The organism is Streptomyces sp. NBC_00986 (assembly GCF_045162565.1).
Classification (GTDB): domain Bacteria; phylum Actinomycetota; class Actinomycetes; order Streptomycetales; family Streptomycetaceae; genus Streptomyces.
In genome coordinates, this window is the sequence record NZ_CP108733.1 from 1,220,392 (window position 1) to 1,235,861 (window position 15,470).

Here is a 15,470-nt window from a genome sequence, read left to right on the forward strand (position 1 = left end):
GTCTCCTCCCCGGAGAGTCAGTTGTGCTGCTGGTTCAGGAAGCCGGTGACGACGCTGTGGTAGTCGTACGGCCGTTCCTCCTGCGGATGGTGGGAGGCCTCGCTCATCACGTGCAGGTTGCCCTTGGGGATCATGCGGGCCAGCATCAGCGGGTAGTCCGGGGTCAGGAACGCGTCCTGCATGCCCCACAGGAACAGCGTCGGCGCGGCGATCCGGCCGAGTTCGGCGGTGAGGTCCTGCCAGTCGCCGCGCGGGTTGTCGGAGGCGCCGGCGAGCGCGGTCTCCTCGGGGTCGAGGCTCTGCTCGTAGCGCAGGGTCACGGTGCCGTCGGGGATGGCGTCCGGGTCGAACCACTCCAGGCGGGCGATGAGTTCGCGCATCTTCTGCCAGGAGGGGCCGGTACCGCCGTAGTAGACGTCGCGGGCGTTACGGCCGCGGCGGCCGCCTTCCGGCAGGGGCGCGAGCGGGCCGTAGAAGACGGGCATGCTGCCGGTGATGACCAACGACCGTACGCGCTCGGGGTACTTGGCGGCGAGGTTGAGGGCGATGGTGCCGCCCCAGGAGTTGCAGACGAAGTCGGCGCGGTCGATGCCGAGTTCGTCGAGGAGGGCGACGGTCCTGGCCGCGTGGTAGTCCCACATGGGGCCCTCGATGACGGGCTTGGCGGACTTGCCGTACTGGAGGATGTCGACGAGCAGGCACCGGCGGTCCGCCGCGAACAGCCGTGCCACCTGGCCGAAGTCCGACCAGCCGGTGCAGCCGGGGCCGCCGCCGTGCAGGAAGACCGTGGCGCTGCCCTCCCCCAGGTCGACGTAGTGGTACTTGACGCCGTCCGCTTCCGCGTAGGTGCCCTCCGGGGGCGCCTGGATGTCCATGAGGTCCATGTCCCGATGGTGGGACGGCGGCGATCTCCGCCCAAGCGGAACGGTCCGCTGAGCGGGCCGGTTCCGTGGCGGTCGGGGGTGGGGCGTCCCTACCGTGCGGGCACAGAGGGGAGACAGCTCATGGTCAGGAACGCCGCGTTGGAACTGGTCGAGGAGCGGGCCCGGGCGTCGATGGGGCGGTGGGAACGGCGGTCGTTGGGTGTCGTACGGGCCGAGGACGCGGCGGAGTTCGCGCGGGCGGCCGGGGAACGCGCACCGCGTCTCGTCGATCCCGCTCACGCCGACTTCAGCGTCCACCCCATGTACGTGGTGAGCCTGCTGCGCGGGGCGCCCGGCGCCGACGCGGCGGAGTTCCGGCCGGACGGCATGTACCGCGACGAGGTCCCCGGCACCGACGGGCTCGACGTCCGGCTGATGGCGGGCGGACAGGACGTGCGGTGGCTGGATGCGGTGCGGGCGGGTGATCTGATCGAGCTGCGGCGCGCGCTGACTGCCGTGGAACGCAAGGGAGTTGGCGACGGCTTCCTTCTCCTCACCATGGAGAAGGAGTACGGGGCCGAACGCGGGACCCTGGTCGAGGTCACGGAGAGGTTCATCGTCCGATGACGGGTCACCGTGAGCGCCAAGTGGTCGTGGGGCAGACCGTGTTGTCCGTCGAGCTGGCACCCGACGCGATCAGGCTGTTGCGGTTCGGCGCGGTCACGCGCAATGCCCATCTCATCCACTACGACACCGAGTTCGCCCGGTCGGAGGGGCTGGCGGGGCCGGTCGTCATGGCTCAGCTGCACGGCTGCCTGTTCCACCGCGCGGCGGCGGAGTTCGCGGGTGCGGGTGGGCAGGTGCGCGAGGTGGGGTGGCGGAACCGGGCGCCGGCCTGTGTCGGGGATCGGCTGGTGGTGACCGGAACCGTGCGCTCGGTGGACGCCGTCGGCGGCGAGATCACGTTGGATCTGATCGAGCGCTGCGGTTCCGGTGAGGTGGTGTGCTGTCAGGGACGGGCCGTGGTGGTCCTGGGGTGAGAACCGCCGTCAGGCGGCTTCGTGCTCCCGCGTCGCCGTCGCTTCCTTGTCGGACGCGCGGGTGCGGATGCGCCCGAGCAGGGCGGTGCCCGCCACGACCAGGCCGATGGCGACGACCTTGCTCGCCCGGTAGTAGTCAGTTGCCTGGTTCTCGGCGGTGCCGGGCAGGTGGAGGAAGGACCAGAGCGCTGCGGCGATCCCGAGGACGACGAGACCGACGGCTCCGATCGGCCCGAGTCCCCACCACCAGGGGGCGGCGGGGTGGGGCCGGTCCTCGGACCGGGCGTCGTCACTGTCGATCACGGTGAACTCTCCTGTCGGCGGCGTGAACCGCACCTTCGGCTATTGCTGTGAGGCAGGGGCGAAAGGAGAGACGCCCGAAGCCGCGTTCTGGTTCACCGAAGGCCACAACTACGACCACGTCGAAGGACGTTGAGGCCCTTCAGCCCAGGTCCAGCACCACCTTGCCGATCGCCTCCCCGTTCCGCAGCCGCTCGGCCGCCTCGGCGAACGCCTCGATGCCGTGCCGCTCGATCTCCAGCGTCAGCACCCCCGACCGCAGCTCCGCCAGCAGCCCCTCCGCGTCCGCCGCGACCTCCTTGCCCCGCGTCATCAGGTTCACCGGCAGCAGGGACACGTCGGCGAGCAGGAAGTCCGCGAGGTCGACGGTGAATTCGCGTCCGGCGGTGTAGCCGACGAGCGCGACCCTGCCGCGGGGGCGGACGAGCGGGAGCGCGTCGCGCAGGACCGGGCCGCCGACCGTGTCGATGACCACGTCGACCGGGCCGCCCACGGACTCGGCGGACAGGTCGGAGGCCAGGACGGACTTCGCCGGAGCCGGCACGTGGGCGAGCTTGGCCGGGCGTCCGACGACCCCGACCACCTCGGCTCCGGCCCGTGCGGCGACCTGCACCGTCATCGCCCCGACCGCGCCCGCAGCGCCGGTCACGAGCACCCGCTCCCCCGGCCGGACGTCCGCCACCGCGTGCACCGCCGCCCACGCCGTGCCCACCGGTGAGAACCAACTGCACGCCAGCGCAGGGTCCGTACCCTCTGCGACCGCTTCCACTGCGGCGTCCGGCACCACCGCGTGCTCCGCCCAGCAGCCGTCGCGGCGCAGGCCTATGGCCTTGCCGCCGAGGCGGACCAGGGCGCCCTCGGGGTGGATGTCCGAGGCGAGGACGATGCCGCTTCCCGTGGTGCCCGGTACGGCCGGCAGGTCGGGGAGGATGCCGAACTTGCCGTCCACGACGTTCAGATCGAGGTGGCCGACCTGAGCCGCCCGCATCCGTACGAGGGTGTGGCCCGGGCGGGGCTCCGGCACCGGGCGCTCCACCAGGCGGGGCAGCGAGCCGAAGCTCTCCAGGACCAGGGCGCGGGACTTGGCGGTCGTCACAACTTCACTCCGTATCGACGCAGAACGCGGGCCGCGACGATCCGCAGGACGCGGTCGAAGACGAACCCGAGGATTCCCAGGGTGATGATCCCGACGAAGACCCAGTCGATCCGCCCGTAGTTGCGGGAGGTCCAGATCAACGAGCCGAGTCCGACCTGGGAGGCGACGATCTCGGCGGAGACGATGGTCAGGAAGCTGTTGCCCATGGCGAGGCGGGCGCCGGTGACGATGTGCGGCACGGTCGAGGGCAGCACGATGTTCTGCAGGATCTGGCGGCGGTTCGCGCCCAGGTTCCGGGCCGCGCGCAGCTTGGACTCGCTGACCGCCATGACACCGGCGCTGGTGTTGACCGTGACGATGAAGACCGCCGTGTAGAAGATCAGGACGACCTTCGGCGATTCGCCGATGCCGAGCCACACCACCGCGAGGGTCACGAAGGCGACCGGCGGGATGAAGCGGAAGAACTCGATGTAGGGCTCCAGGAGTTGGCGGACCACCGGGACCTGTCCGACGAGCAGTCCCACCGGTGCGCCGACGAGGACGCCGAGCCCCCAGCCGATCAGGATGCGGCGACTGGAGGCGATGATCGAGTTGGTGAGTGTGCCGTCCGACGCCAACTGCCGTGCCGCACTGAGGGTTTCGCTCGGCGAGGCGACCAGTGAGGAGCCGTACGCCATCGCCAGCAGCTGCCAGACGGCGAGGCCGACGAGGACGGACAGGGTGTACATGCCGAGTGCGCGCAGGCGGCCCGCGGTCGCCCGGGCCGGGCGTTTCCTGGCCTCCGTACTGCCAGTGGCGGCAGCCGTCGCGACGGTCATCGGGCGTCCTCCTCGGTGTCGGGCGACGGGGCGTCGAGTCCTTGGTCGCGCAGGGACTTGCGGACCTCTTCGCCGATGTCCGCCCGGAGTCGGCGGCGGAGTTCGACGGCGGCCGGGTCGTCCTCGTCGCGCGGCCTGGGCAGGTCCACGGGGTAGACGGACTTCACCGAGGCCGCCGGGCCCGCGGTCATGACGGCGATGCGGTCGGCGAGCAGGATCGCCTCGTCGATGTCGTGGGTGACGAAGACGACCGTGCAGCCCGAGGCGCGCCAGATGCGGTCGGTCTCCTCCTGCATGACTTGCCGGGTCTGCGCGTCGAGCGCGCCGAAGGGTTCGTCCATGAGGACGACGCCCGGTTCGTTCGCCAACACCCGGGCGATCTGCACCCGTTGGCGCATGCCGCCGCTGAGCTGGCCCGGGAAGCGGTCCGCGCAGTGGCGTAGGCCGACCAGGCCGAGGTATTCGTCGGCCAGCTTCGTCTGTTCGGCGCGTGAGGCGCCGCGCATGCGCGGGCCGAACGCCACGTTCTGACGGATCGTCATCCAGTCGAACAGTGCCTCACTGCTCTGGAAGACCATGCCCAACTCCGGGTCGGGGCCGGTGATCCGGGCCCCGCCGACGCTGAGACTGCCCTCGTCCACGGTCACGAAGCCGGCCATGGCCGACAGCAGCGTGGACTTGCCGCAGCCGCTCGGGCCGAGCAGACACAGGAACTCACCGGCGGCTATGTCGAGGGAGATGTTCTGAACGGCCTGGAAGGAGTCGAAGCGGATGCCGACGCCGTCCGCGCACAGGGCCGCGCCACGGACTTTCGGCAGGGCGGGGTCCACGACCTCCGTCATGACGTTCCCTCCAAGTGCTGGGTGAACCAGCCGCGTTGGACGGCCGTCGTGACATCCGGCTGGGCCTTGACCTTGCCGGTGTCGACGAAGAACTTGGCCGTGTCCGCGTACGACTTGAGGTCCGTGTCGGTGAAGTCGCGGGTCCCGAAGTCGATTTCCTTGATGGCGGTGAGGGTCTGGGCCGCCGGGACCTTCACGGCCTTCTCGGTCGCCTCGGCCGCGGCCTTCGGGTCGCTCTCGGTCAGCCGGGCGGCTTCCTCCAGGGTCTCGGCGACCTTGGTGGCGGTGTCGGGATTGGCCTTCAGCCAGGCCGCGCCGGTGAGCAGCCACTGGGAGTAGCTCAGGCCGTAGGCACCGGTGTTCTCCAGGATGTGGCCGCCCTGCGCGACGCCCTTCGTGGGCCAGGGCTCCCACAGGACGTACGCGTCGACGTCGCCCTTCTGCATCAGGGCCGGGATCTCGGGCGGGTCCGCGGTGATGAACTTGACCGACTTCGGGTCGATGTTCTTCGACTCCAGGAACCGGGTCGCCGCGAGCTCGGACAGCCCGGGCGCCACGGCCATCTTGCGTATCCGTGAAGGGGACTTGACCTTCGGGCCGAGGACGACCTTGAGGTACTTGCCGGACTGCTCGTAGACCAACAGGGAACGCAGGTCCGGGTCTTGGGGCAGCATGCTGATCGTGGTGGTGTCGGAGTTGCCGGACATCTGGACCTGGCCGGCGACGAGGTTGTTGACGCCCTCGCTGCCCTGCCCGAACTGGACCAGCTGCACGTTCACTCCGTGCTTGGCCCAGAGGCCTTTCGCGTCGGCGAGGAAGAAGGGCGCGTACGAGGCGTCGATGCCGACGCCGATGCGGATGGTGGGGCCCGCCGCGTTCTTGCCGGAGCCGGAGCCCGCGGCCGAGTCGGTGGTGCCCGCGCCGCACGCGGTGAGCGTGAGAAGTGCGACGACGAGGGCGGTGGTGCCTGCGAGGGGATGGCGTGTCGTGGACCGTGTCTCCATGAGTACCTCAGAGGTCGATGGGAGACCGCCGGCTTCGGCTGGTCGGTGGGGGGCGGCACGGGATTTGGCGCACCGTAGAACGGCGGGTGTCGCCCGCGCATCGACGAGGGTCCGCTGACCGGGACGCGCAGGTGAGCCCTGGTCCCCGACCCTGTCCGCGCCGAAGTGTGACAGAAGTGCCGAAAGTGTCACACTTCCGCCGCCACCCCTGGGTACGGTCTGCTCAGCGGGACGGGTCCCTTGGGCGGATCCGGCGGTCCGTCGCATGCTCGCCGGACAGGCATCCCGGCAGCAGGAGGACGCGCACGATGACGGTCGACGACTCTCCCGACTCCCAGCCACCGGTCCGGAGCCGCCGCAGACCAACGGGTGAGCCCGGCCGCCAGGACTGGAAGTCGTGGCCGCACTACGACGCGGCGGGCGCGGGCTTCCGCGGCTACTGGTACCCGGTCACATGGTCGAGCCAGATCACCGGCGATCCACTCCCGTTCACGATCTGCGGCGAGAAGATCACGCTGATCCGGGACGGCGGCACAGCGTACGCGCTGCACAACCGCTGCCCGCACCGCGGCGTGCCCCTCTCCGAGGGCGACCAGCAGTTCCCCGGCACGATCAGCTGCCCGTACCACGGCTGGACCTTCGACCTGCCCACCGGCAGGCTCGCCGCGGTCATCACCGACGGGCCCGGCTGCCGACTGACCGGCAAGGTCGCGGTTCGGACGTACCCGGTCGAGGAACGCCTCGGCATGGTGTGGGTGTACATCCCCCTCGCCGACGAGGAACCGCACCCCATCGACGAGCAGTTGCCCGAGGAGCTCGTCGAGAACGCCTTCGTGATGGGCGGCCGGATCGACCCGCGCAGCGGCAACTGGCGCTTCGCCTGCGAGAACGGTTTCGACGAGGGACACGCGAAGTACCTGCACCGCACGGCACTTTGGCGTCTGTTCAAGCCGATGCCGACCTGGAACATCACGCGGGTCGTGTCCAAGGGCCGCTGGATCTTCCGGGTCCAGGACGAGGTGTACTGGGAGGCGGACTTCCCCGGCGTCGGCCGCTGGACCAACAAACGCTGGTGGAAGGCCCAGCCGCCGAAGGAGACCTTCAACATCGGCAACACGGGCAAGCCCGACAAGGTGAACCCGACGATCGAGGCCCAGGAGTTCCCCGGCTTCGCGTCCCTGTCGATGCCCGGCGTGCTGCGCATCGCGTACCCGAACTTCATCCACTACGAGTTCTACGTCCCCGTCGACGAGGACAACCACCGCTATGTCGGCGTGATGGTCAACTTCACCGAGGGCTGGGACACCCTGCGTTTCTACGCCAAGTACCTCGGTGCGATCAGGTGGTTGTTCCACGGCCAGTTCTCCGGCCAGGACGCCTGGATGGTCGACATCACCGACGCGCCCCCGGAGAAGCTCTACCGCCCCGACATCTCGCTGACCGCCTGGCGGAACCTCAGCGAGGAGGAGTACGGCAAGAAGCTCGCCGGCACGGGCGCCGACTCCGACCCGAGCACCGACTCCGGCATCGACAAGAAGAAGGCATGACCATGGGCCGCACCCTGCTCACCCTGCTGATCGGAGCCGGTATAGCCCTCGGGCTCCCGCTCGCCAAGAAGCGCATCGAGCGCACCACCATGACCCAGGTCCACAGGATCAACCAGTGAGCCCCGCAGGCGAGTTGGCGGGACTGGACGCACAACGGCGTGGCTGGGTCGAGGACGCCTGGCGGCAGGTCACCGGCGACCGGCTGCGCGAACTGATCTCCGGGCTCGTCGACATCCCGAGCCCCACCGGCGACGAACGCCCCCTCGCCGAGCACATCGCCGCGACCCTCACGGCCGCCGGCTGCCGTGCCCAGGTCCAGCCGCTGGACGACCGGCAGGCCAACGCCCGGGCCCGGCTCTCCGGCGACGGCACGGGCCCCGACCTCATGCTGTACGCGCCCATCGACACCCTGACCGTGGGCGAGGAGAGCGAGGATCTCCCGCGGATCGGGCCGGAGTTGCGGGACGACATGCGTCCACGGGCCACCGTCCACGATGACCTCGTCGTCGGTCTCGGCGCCTCCAACCCGAAGGGCCACGCGGCGTGCGTGATGATGGCCGCCGAGGCGATCGCCCTGGCCGGCGTCCCCCTCACCGGCGACCTGGTCGCGGCCTTCGGCGCGGGCGGCATGCCCACCAACGCCCGCCCCGGTAGCTCCCGCCTCAACACCGGCCAGGGCGCGGGCTGTTCGTTCCTCCTGGAGCAGGGCGTGTGGACGGACTACGCCCTCATCGCCAAGCCCGGCTGGACGGTCTCCTGGGACGAGGTCGGCCTGGTCTGGTTCGAGGTCACGGTCCACGGCACGCACACCTACGTCGGCTCCCGCCACCGGCTCCCCTACGACAACGCCGTCGCCCGCGCCGGTGAGGTCGCCCGGCACCTGGAGGAGTGGTTCGTCGAGTACGCCGACCGGCACACCTCCGGCACGGTCGCGCCGCAGGGCATCGTCTCGTCGATACAAGGCGGTTGGCCCCGGATGGCGGCGGTGACACCGGCGTCCTGCACTCTCATGGTGGACCTGCGCATCGCCCCGGAGACGACCCCGATGCAGGCCAAGCGGGAGTTCCTCGCAGCGATCGACACACTCCGCGAGAAGAACCCCGGCATCCATGTCGACGCCGAGATGGTCCTGGCCATCCCCGGTACCCGTACCGACCCGGACAGCTGGATCTGCCGTAGCGCGACGGCGAGTTGGGCCGCGTTCGAGGGGCGCGAGCACGAGGTGATCCGGGGCAACAGCGGGGCCACCGACGCCAACATCCTGCGCGGGCGCGGCATCCCGACCGTGCGGGTCGGCATGCCGAAGGTCACGGACTCGCTGTTCGACATCGACTTCGCGCGCGGCATGAACACCGTCTCCGTGCGGGCGATGGAGAAGCTCACACGCCATCTGATCCGCACGGCGGTCGACACCGTCACGCGCTCCCGCGCCGAGGTCGAAGGGGCAGCAGCATGACCGAGATCGTCCTGGGCGTGGGCGCCTCGCACAGCACGCTGATGAACACCCACTGGGAGGAGACCTTCCACAAGGACCGGGCCGAGCGGTTCCGCGACGCGCTCGCCGAGGCGCGGGAGGCACTCCTCGTGGCCCGCCCCGACACGGTGATCCTGGTCGGCTCGAACCACTTCCGGGGCTTCTGGCTGGACCTGATCCCGAGCTTCACGATCGGGGTCGGCGAGTGCGTCGCGAGCGGCGAGTCGGGCACCCCGAAGGGCCCGCAGCCGGTGGACGTGCCGCTGGCCCGGCACATCGCCAACTCCCTTGTGGAGAAAGGCGGATTCGACCCGGCGTTCTCGGCCAGACTCCAGATCGACCACGGTCAGTCGCATGCCGTCCAGTACCTCTTCGAGGGCCTGGACGTGGAGATCGTGCCGATCGTCGTCAACGTCTTCGCCCCGCCCCTGCCCACCCTCGCCCGCTGCGAGGAGTTGGGCCGCGCGATCCGGGACGCCGTCCTCGCCTTCCCCGGCGACCGCCGTGTCGCGGTGGTCGGCTCGGGCGGCCTCTCGCACCGGCTGCCCTGGCCGGACTGGCGTGAACCGCACGGTGACGACGAGGAGTTCATGGTCGGCGCCTGGCTGAACGGCCGGGAGAACTGGCAGGACTACGACGTCCGGCGCCGCGAGATCATCCGCGCCGCCGAGGCCGCGCTCAACCCGGAGTTCGACAACGAGTTCCTCTCTCTTGTCGAGCAGGGCGAGATCCGGCGGATCACGGCGTACAGCACCGAGGAGTTGGAGAAGGTCGCCGGCAACGGGGCGCAGGAGCTGCGCACTTGGCTGCTGATGTCGGCCGTGCTCGACCACGTGCCCGGCCGCCGGCTGGCGTACGAGCCGATGCCCGAGTGGCTCACCGGGATGGGCGTAGCCGTCCTCGACCCCCAACAGGCCCCCACCGAAAGGCAGTAAGGCAGTCATGAGCATCTGGACCGAACTCTCGGGCATCGACTACCGGCACGCGTACGTCGAGACCGGCGATGTCACCACCCGCACGCTCCAGGCCGGTCCCGAGGACGGCGAGCACGTCGTGTTCCTGCACGGCACGACCGGTCATCTGGAGGCGTTCGTCCGCAACATCCCGGCGCACGCCGAGGCCGGCTACCGCTGCCACGCCATCGACATGCTCGGCCACGGCTACACGGGCAAGCCCGACCGGCCGGGTGAAATCCCGGCGTACGTAGACCACTTGATGGCCTACCTCGACGCGGTGGGTGCCGAACGCGCCCACCTGGTCGGCGAGTCGCTGGGCGGCTGGGTCGGATCCTGGGCGGCGAGCGAGTACCCGGACCGGGTCTCCTCCCTCCAGCTCCTCTGCATGGGCGGCACGAAGATCAACCCGGCGGTGATGGAGCGGCTCAAGACCTCGACGCGCGCCGCGGCCATGGAGCCGGAGATCTCGTACACCCGCGACCGGCTGGCCCTGCTGTGGGCCGACTGGGACGAGGACCTGGGCGAGGAGCTGACCCAGGTGCGCTACGAGATCTACCACCACCCCGACTTCCAGCGGAACCTGCACAACCTGCTGGCGCTCCAGGAGGTCGAGGCCCGCGAGCGGAATCTGCTGCGCCCCGACCGCATGGCGCGGATCAAGGCGCCGACGCTGGTGGTGTGGGGCAACAAGAACCCACTCGGGGACGTACCGGAGGCCGAGGCGATCGCCGCCGCGATCCCGGGAGCCCGGCTGGAGATCTTCACAGAATGCGGACATTGGCCGCAACATGAGAAGGCCACCCTGTACAACCCGCTGAGTCTCGCGTTCCTCGCAGAGTCGTCGTCCGCCCGCTGACAGTGGGATTCCCGCCGTAACCGTTGATCGTGAGGTGCCCGCCATGACCGTCGTCCCGATCGCCCGCGCCGCGGCCTGCACTCCCCCGCCTCCCGTCACCGCTGCCTCCGCGTCCGCGTCTCCGGACTCGATGAACTCCGTCCTCGGCAAGGTGCGGCCCATCCTGGAGGCGTTCACCGTCGACGACGAGTCGCTCTCCCTCGCGGACCTCGTGCGCCGTTCGGGGGTCGCGAAGGCCACCGTGCACCGGCTCTGCCAAGAGCTGGTGGTCTGGGGGCTGCTGGAGCGGGCCGGGTGCGACTACCGGCTCGGGCTGCGGCTGTTCGAGATCGGGCAGCGGGTGCACCGGCAGCGGATCCTGCGCGAGGTGGCGCAGCCGTACATGGAGGATCTGCTCCTCGCGACCCAGGAGACGATCCACTTCGCGATCCACGACGGTCTCGATGTGGTCTACCTGGAGAAGATCCTGCCGCACCGGGGCCTGAGCGAGGAGTCCCGGGTGGCGGGGCGGCTCCCGCTCTACTGCACGGCCACCGGCAAGGCGATCCTGGCCTTCTCCCCCGCCACCCTGTTCGGGGAGGTGGTCAGAAACGGGCTGAAACCGTTCACTCGGCACACGATCACCTCTCCCGGGCGGCTGCGCGGCCAGGTGGAGCGCATCCGGGAGGAGGGCATCGCGACCGAGGCCGAGGAGGTCAGACTCGGCTACATGAGCATGGCCGTGCCCGTCTTCGGCCGCCAGAACACCCTCGCCGGCGCCCTCTCCATCACCGCCCCGACCTACCGCGTGGACGCCGCCGCGCACGCCAGCGCGCTGCGCACCGCGGGTCTGGGCATCGGCAGGTCGCTGCGGTCGGCCCTGTGAACGCACTGGACGAGGTGCTGACCCGGGCCCGAAGTCTCGTCGGCCGATGGGAGGACGAGGACTGCGGCACGGTCACCGTCAAGGACTTCTGCCGGTACGCCGCCGCGCTGAACGACGCCGACTACATCGACCGGGCCCGGAAACGGGAGGCGACGGGCGAGCCGGTCGAGGCCCCCGCCCTCTTTCTCGCCGCCACCATGAGCTGGGAAGACGGGCCTCCCGAACGGGAGTTGAGGCCCGACGGGCTCGCCGCCCGTGAGTCGCCCTGCACCGAGGGCCTACCGGTCCGCCAGATGCACGGCGGGCAGACCGTACGACTGCTCAGGGCCCCGGTCGCGGGCAGCCGTGTCACCGCCTCCCGCGCGGTCACCTCCGCCGTACGCAAACAGGGCCGCTCCGGCCCCTTCGTCCTGCTCGGCCTCACCACCCGCTTCACCTCGACGGACGGCACCGAACTGACCGCCGTGGACGAGACGATCGTAGTGATGGAAGCCATCGACTCCCCTGGGGCCGCATGAACCCGCCCGTCGCCGGTGACGTCTGCCCGCCGCAGCGGTACACGCACAGCAAGGTCCAGCTCTTCCGTTTCAGCGCCGTGTCGTGGAACTCCCACCGCATCCACTACGACGCCGAGTTCGCGGCCTCTGAGGGCTTTCCGGGCGCCGTCGTACAGTCCACGCTGCACGGCGAGACCCTCACCCGGTACGCGTTGGCGTGGGCGGGGCCCGACTCCCGTCTGGAGACGGTGAGTTGGCGCAACCGTACGACCGCCGTGGCCGATGAGCCCCTCACCTGGACCGGGGCCGTCCGGGCGGTGGAGGGCGCCCGTGTGTCCCTGGAGGTCGCCGTCCTCAAGGCCGACGGCACTCCGTGCGTGACGGGAACGGTCCGACTCGTCCTCGTCTGACCCCCCGTCCCGGCAGCCGGACCGGTTCCATTGGGCGCTGAGCGGTCCGTTCCTACGCTCCTGAACATGAGCGTTCCTATAGATGAACCGGTCGAGTCACCGGTGATCGAGACCGACATCCTGATCATCGGCGCCGGCCCGTCCGGCCTCTACGGCGCCTACTACGCCGGGTTCCGCGGACTGCGCGTCACCGTCCTGGACGTACTGCCGCAGTGCGGCGGCCAGATCAGCGCGATGTACCCGGAGAAGCCCATCTTCGACATCGCCGGGTTCCCGTCGGTACGAGGACGCGACCTCGTCGACAACCTTGTCGCGCAGGCCGCGCCGTACGGCGTCCGGTATCTCCTCGGGGAGCGGGCGGTCGACCTGGCGCACGACCTCGACGGCCGTCCCGTCGTCCGCACCGACACGGGAACCGCCGTACGGGCGGGGGCAGTTGTCATCACGGGCGGGGTGGGGACGTTCACGCCCCGGGCGCTGCCGGCGGGCGAGGGCTATCTCGGGCGCGGGCAGGTGTACTTCGTGCCGGACCCGGCCGAACACGCCGGTCACGACGTGGTCGTCGTCGGCGGCGGGGACAGTGCCTTCGACTGGGCGGCGCTGCTCGCCCCGATCGCCCGGTCCGTCACCCTCGTCCATCGCAGTGCGCGGTTCCGGGCGCACGCGGCGAGCGTGGAGAAGGTGCGCGCGCTCGGCATCGAGATCATCACCGACTCCGAAGTGAGCGCGCTGCACGGCGAGTCGGGCGTGGAGAAGGTCGCGGTCCGGCACCGGGTGGAGAAGTCCGTCCGGCTGCTGCCCGCCCGTACCGTCGTCGCCGCGCTCGGTTTCATCGCCGATCTCGGACCGCTCCAGACCTGGGGGCTCGAACTCCAGGCGCGGCGGATCGCCGTGGACACCCGCATGGCGACCAATCTGCCCCGCGTGTTCGCCGCCGGGGACATCACCGACTACCCGGGCAAGGTGCGGCTGATCTCCGTCGGCTTCGGTGAGGCCGCCACCGCCGTGAACAACGCGGCCACCGTCATCGACCCCGAGGCCGCGCTGTTCCCCGGCCATTCCACCGAGAAGGAGAACTGACATGGCCTACGTCATCGGATCCGCCTGCGTCGACATCATGGACCGGTCCTGCATGGAGGAGTGCCCGGTCGACTGCATCTACGAGGGCGAGCGCAAGCTCTACATCAACCCCGTGGAGTGCATCGACTGCGGTGCCTGCGAGACGGCCTGCCCCGAGCAGGCGATCACCGTCGACCGCCTCGCCGACCCTGAGTTCCGCGCCGACAACCGCCGCTTCTTCGAGGAGCCCCTGTCCGGCCGTACGGCACCGCTCGGCACTCCCGGCGGGGCGACCGCCGTGGGGCCGGTGGGCGCCGACACGGCGTTCGTGAGTTCGCTGTGATCTCCGGCGAGTGGCTCAAATCTGCGTTTCCAGGGGTGGCGCAATCCTGCGCGCCCCGAGGGAATTCCAAGCGAAAGCTGCACCGCAACACGGGCATACCATCGCCCGCCCACACTCCTCCTTACCAGTTCCCACGGAGAGGAGTGAACACGGTCCTATGACGGAGCGAACAGTCCTGGCCGGAATGACGTTGATCGACGGCACCGGAGGTGCCGCACGGACGAACGCGACCGTGGTGATCGACGGCACCGTGATCACCGAGGTGGGAGACGCGGACACCGTGGCGACGACCCCCTCGGACACGGTGTACGACCTGCGGGGCACGACCCTGCTGCCCGGTCTCGTCGACTGCCATGTGCACCTGCGGTCCAACGCGGGCGACCGGCCGCAGGACGTGCAGCTGTGGAACATGCTCACGTCGACCGAGGAGCAGACCCTGCATGCCGCGGCCAACGCCCGTGAGGCGCTGCGGTCCGGTTTCACCACGGTCCGGGACACGGCCGGTTCGCTGCCCGAGGTGGCGGTCAAGCACGTGATGGACGAGCACGTCCTCGACGGGGCGCGGGTCGTCGCCTCCGGTCTCGTGGGCATGACCGCGGGACACGGCGACATGTTCTGCCCGGCGACCCTGGACGAGAAGCGCATGTGGCCGCCGGCCGACGGCGCGGACGAGTGCCGCAAGCGGGTCCGGGAGTACGCCCGCATGGGCGTGGACCTGATCAAGATCTGCACGAGCGGCGGCACACTCTCCGTCGGCGACAAGACCTCGTGGCGCAACTACACGGACGCCGAGATCGACGCGATCGTCGACGAGGCCCACGCCCTGGACCTGCGGGTCGCGGCCCACGCGCACACCCGGGCCGGGATCACGGCCGCGCTGGTCGCCGGGGTGGACACCCTGGAGCACGGCTCCGACCTCGACGAGGATCTCGTCGAACTGATGCTGGAACAGGGCACGTTCCTGTGCCCGACCCTGTCGATCAGCGAGTTCATGACGCAGCACGGGCGCCAACGCGGCCTGGTCACCGAGCAGTTGGACAAGGCGGAGCTGCTCCGCGAACGCAGGCTCATGTCCGTACGGCGGGCCTATCGGGCCGGGGTGCGGATCATCTCGGGCAGCGACTCCTCCAACACGATGCGGTTCGGGAACCACGCCCGGGAACTGGTGCTGCTGCACGAGCAGATCGGTATGACGCCGGCGGAGGTCCTGGTCGCGGCGACCTCCGCAGCCGCCGAGGCCCTCGGTCTCGGAGCCAGGACAGGGACGGTCGCCCCGGGCAGGTGGGCCGACCTCCTGCTGGTGGACGGTGACCCGCTCGCCGATCTGGGCGTGCTCACCGACCGGCGGCGGCTGCGCGCGGTGTTCCGCGAGGGCCGGGCGATCGACCCGAACGCGGCCGATGCCGTCCCCGGCGCGCTGGCCGCGCGACTCCGTCCCTCCGAACCGACCCGTACGACGCCCCGGGCCTCGGCTCCGGCCGCCGCGATATAAGGGGAGAG

The 15,470-nt window shown here is 70.3% G+C and carries 19 protein-coding genes; 13 read left to right on the forward strand and 6 right to left on the reverse strand.

The window, feature by feature from the left end:
• Positions 1-17: 17 nt before the first annotated feature.
• Positions 18-884 carry an alpha/beta fold hydrolase gene (locus OG504_RS05410; protein WP_405988656.1) on the reverse strand — a complete coding sequence of 289 codons (867 nt, stop codon included), beginning with the start codon at positions 882-884 and terminating at the stop codon, positions 18-20.
• Between the two features lie 120 nt (positions 885-1,004).
• Between OG504_RS05410 and OG504_RS05415 the strand changes: the two genes are divergently transcribed.
• Positions 1,005-1,490 carry a MaoC family dehydratase N-terminal domain-containing protein gene (locus tag OG504_RS05415; protein WP_405988657.1) on the forward strand — a complete coding sequence of 162 codons (486 nt, stop codon included), beginning with the start codon at positions 1,005-1,007 and terminating at the stop codon, positions 1,488-1,490.
• Positions 1,487-1,903: an acyl dehydratase gene (locus OG504_RS05420; protein WP_405988658.1), complete on the forward strand. Its 417-nt coding sequence runs from the start codon at positions 1,487-1,489 to the stop codon at positions 1,901-1,903. Before OG504_RS05415 ends, OG504_RS05420 begins: the two co-directional genes overlap by 4 nt.
• 9 nt (positions 1,904-1,912) lie before the next feature.
• Here the strand turns inward: OG504_RS05420 and OG504_RS05425 are convergent, their stop codons facing one another.
• From OG504_RS05425 to OG504_RS05445, 5 genes are all read right to left on the reverse strand, one after another.
• Positions 1,913-2,206 (reverse strand): hypothetical protein, encoded by a 294-nt coding sequence (locus tag OG504_RS05425; RefSeq protein ID WP_405988659.1) that lies wholly within the window; start codon positions 2,204-2,206, stop codon positions 1,913-1,915.
• Between the two features lie 139 nt (positions 2,207-2,345).
• The gene (locus tag OG504_RS05430) at positions 2,346-3,299 is read right to left on the reverse strand and encodes a zinc-binding alcohol dehydrogenase family protein (protein WP_405988660.1); all 954 of its coding nucleotides are present in this window, start codon (positions 3,297-3,299) and stop codon (positions 2,346-2,348) included.
• Complete coding sequence (locus OG504_RS05435) at positions 3,296-4,117, reverse strand: ABC transporter permease (RefSeq protein ID WP_405988661.1); 822 nt, start codon at positions 4,115-4,117, stop codon at positions 3,296-3,298. The genes OG504_RS05430 and OG504_RS05435 overlap by 4 nt, the downstream gene beginning before the upstream one ends.
• Entirely contained in the window at positions 4,114-4,959 is an 846-nt protein-coding gene (locus OG504_RS05440; RefSeq protein ID WP_405988662.1) for an ABC transporter ATP-binding protein, read from the reverse strand. Before OG504_RS05440 ends, OG504_RS05435 begins: the two co-directional genes overlap by 4 nt.
• Positions 4,956-5,963, reverse strand: coding sequence for an ABC transporter substrate-binding protein (locus OG504_RS05445; protein ID WP_405988663.1), 1,008 nt, complete (start codon positions 5,961-5,963; stop codon positions 4,956-4,958). The genes OG504_RS05440 and OG504_RS05445 overlap by 4 nt, the downstream gene beginning before the upstream one ends.
• A 308-nt stretch (positions 5,964-6,271) precedes the next feature.
• Between OG504_RS05445 and OG504_RS05450 the strand changes: the two genes are divergently transcribed.
• From OG504_RS05450 to OG504_RS05500, 11 genes are all read left to right on the forward strand, one after another.
• Complete coding sequence (locus tag OG504_RS05450) at positions 6,272-7,510, forward strand: Rieske 2Fe-2S domain-containing protein (protein WP_405988664.1); 1,239 nt, start codon at positions 6,272-6,274, stop codon at positions 7,508-7,510.
• Entirely contained in the window at positions 7,507-7,629 is a 123-nt protein-coding gene (locus OG504_RS05455) for a hypothetical protein (protein ID WP_405988665.1), read from the forward strand. Before OG504_RS05450 ends, OG504_RS05455 begins: the two co-directional genes overlap by 4 nt.
• Positions 7,626-8,966, forward strand: coding sequence for a M20 family metallopeptidase (locus tag OG504_RS05460; protein ID WP_405988666.1), 1,341 nt, complete (start codon positions 7,626-7,628; stop codon positions 8,964-8,966). Before OG504_RS05455 ends, OG504_RS05460 begins: the two co-directional genes overlap by 4 nt.
• Positions 8,963-9,919 carry a catechol 1,2-dioxygenase gene (locus OG504_RS05465; protein ID WP_405988667.1) on the forward strand — a complete coding sequence of 319 codons (957 nt, stop codon included), beginning with the start codon at positions 8,963-8,965 and terminating at the stop codon, positions 9,917-9,919. The genes OG504_RS05460 and OG504_RS05465 overlap by 4 nt, the downstream gene beginning before the upstream one ends.
• 7 nt (positions 9,920-9,926) lie before the next feature.
• Positions 9,927-10,796 carry an alpha/beta fold hydrolase gene (locus OG504_RS05470; protein ID WP_405988668.1) on the forward strand — a complete coding sequence of 290 codons (870 nt, stop codon included), beginning with the start codon at positions 9,927-9,929 and terminating at the stop codon, positions 10,794-10,796.
• A 43-nt stretch (positions 10,797-10,839) separates the two neighbouring features.
• Positions 10,840-11,661: an IclR family transcriptional regulator gene (locus OG504_RS05475; RefSeq protein WP_405988669.1), complete on the forward strand. Its 822-nt coding sequence runs from the start codon at positions 10,840-10,842 to the stop codon at positions 11,659-11,661.
• Entirely contained in the window at positions 11,658-12,179 is a 522-nt protein-coding gene (locus OG504_RS05480) for a MaoC family dehydratase N-terminal domain-containing protein (protein ID WP_405988670.1), read from the forward strand. Before OG504_RS05475 ends, OG504_RS05480 begins: the two co-directional genes overlap by 4 nt.
• Positions 12,176-12,568 carry an acyl dehydratase gene (locus OG504_RS05485; protein WP_405988671.1) on the forward strand — a complete coding sequence of 131 codons (393 nt, stop codon included), beginning with the start codon at positions 12,176-12,178 and terminating at the stop codon, positions 12,566-12,568. Before OG504_RS05480 ends, OG504_RS05485 begins: the two co-directional genes overlap by 4 nt.
• Positions 12,569-12,634: 66 nt before the next feature.
• Positions 12,635-13,648 (forward strand): NAD(P)/FAD-dependent oxidoreductase, encoded by a 1,014-nt coding sequence (locus OG504_RS05490; protein ID WP_405988672.1) that lies wholly within the window; start codon positions 12,635-12,637, stop codon positions 13,646-13,648.
• A gap of 1 nt (position 13,649) precedes the next feature.
• Positions 13,650-13,970 (forward strand): ferredoxin, encoded by a 321-nt coding sequence (gene fdxA / locus OG504_RS05495; protein ID WP_398843253.1) that lies wholly within the window; start codon positions 13,650-13,652, stop codon positions 13,968-13,970.
• Between the two features lie 157 nt (positions 13,971-14,127).
• The gene (locus tag OG504_RS05500) at positions 14,128-15,462 is read left to right on the forward strand and encodes an amidohydrolase family protein (protein ID WP_405988673.1); all 1,335 of its coding nucleotides are present in this window, start codon (positions 14,128-14,130) and stop codon (positions 15,460-15,462) included.
• Positions 15,463-15,470 lie beyond the last annotated feature (8 nt).

What these genes read in the sequence shown, in the direction of transcription:
- OG504_RS05410 (WP_405988656.1), bottom strand. Translation starts at nt 884, where the DNA reads ATGGACCTCATGGACATCCAGGCGCCCCCGGAGGGCACCTACGCGGAA.
- OG504_RS05415 (WP_405988657.1), top strand. Translation starts at nt 1,005, where the DNA reads ATGGTCAGGAACGCCGCGTTGGAACTGGTCGAGGAGCGGGCCCGGGCG.
- OG504_RS05420 (WP_405988658.1), top strand. Translation starts at nt 1,487, where the DNA reads ATGACGGGTCACCGTGAGCGCCAAGTGGTCGTGGGGCAGACCGTGTTG.
- OG504_RS05435 (WP_405988661.1), bottom strand. Translation starts at nt 4,117, where the DNA reads ATGACCGTCGCGACGGCTGCCGCCACTGGCAGTACGGAGGCCAGGAAA.
- OG504_RS05440 (WP_405988662.1), bottom strand. Translation starts at nt 4,959, where the DNA reads ATGACGGAGGTCGTGGACCCCGCCCTGCCGAAAGTCCGTGGCGCGGCC.
- OG504_RS05445 (WP_405988663.1), bottom strand. Translation starts at nt 5,963, where the DNA reads ATGGAGACACGGTCCACGACACGCCATCCCCTCGCAGGCACCACCGCC.
- OG504_RS05450 (WP_405988664.1), top strand. Translation starts at nt 6,272, where the DNA reads ATGACGGTCGACGACTCTCCCGACTCCCAGCCACCGGTCCGGAGCCGC.
- OG504_RS05455 (WP_405988665.1), top strand. Translation starts at nt 7,507, where the DNA reads ATGACCATGGGCCGCACCCTGCTCACCCTGCTGATCGGAGCCGGTATA.
- OG504_RS05465 (WP_405988667.1), top strand. Translation starts at nt 8,963, where the DNA reads ATGACCGAGATCGTCCTGGGCGTGGGCGCCTCGCACAGCACGCTGATG.
- OG504_RS05470 (WP_405988668.1), top strand. Translation starts at nt 9,927, where the DNA reads ATGAGCATCTGGACCGAACTCTCGGGCATCGACTACCGGCACGCGTAC.
- OG504_RS05475 (WP_405988669.1), top strand. Translation starts at nt 10,840, where the DNA reads ATGACCGTCGTCCCGATCGCCCGCGCCGCGGCCTGCACTCCCCCGCCT.
- OG504_RS05485 (WP_405988671.1), top strand. Translation starts at nt 12,176, where the DNA reads ATGAACCCGCCCGTCGCCGGTGACGTCTGCCCGCCGCAGCGGTACACG.
- OG504_RS05490 (WP_405988672.1), top strand. Translation starts at nt 12,635, where the DNA reads ATGAGCGTTCCTATAGATGAACCGGTCGAGTCACCGGTGATCGAGACC.
- fdxA (WP_398843253.1), top strand. Translation starts at nt 13,650, where the DNA reads ATGGCCTACGTCATCGGATCCGCCTGCGTCGACATCATGGACCGGTCC.
- OG504_RS05500 (WP_405988673.1), top strand. Translation starts at nt 14,128, where the DNA reads ATGACGGAGCGAACAGTCCTGGCCGGAATGACGTTGATCGACGGCACC.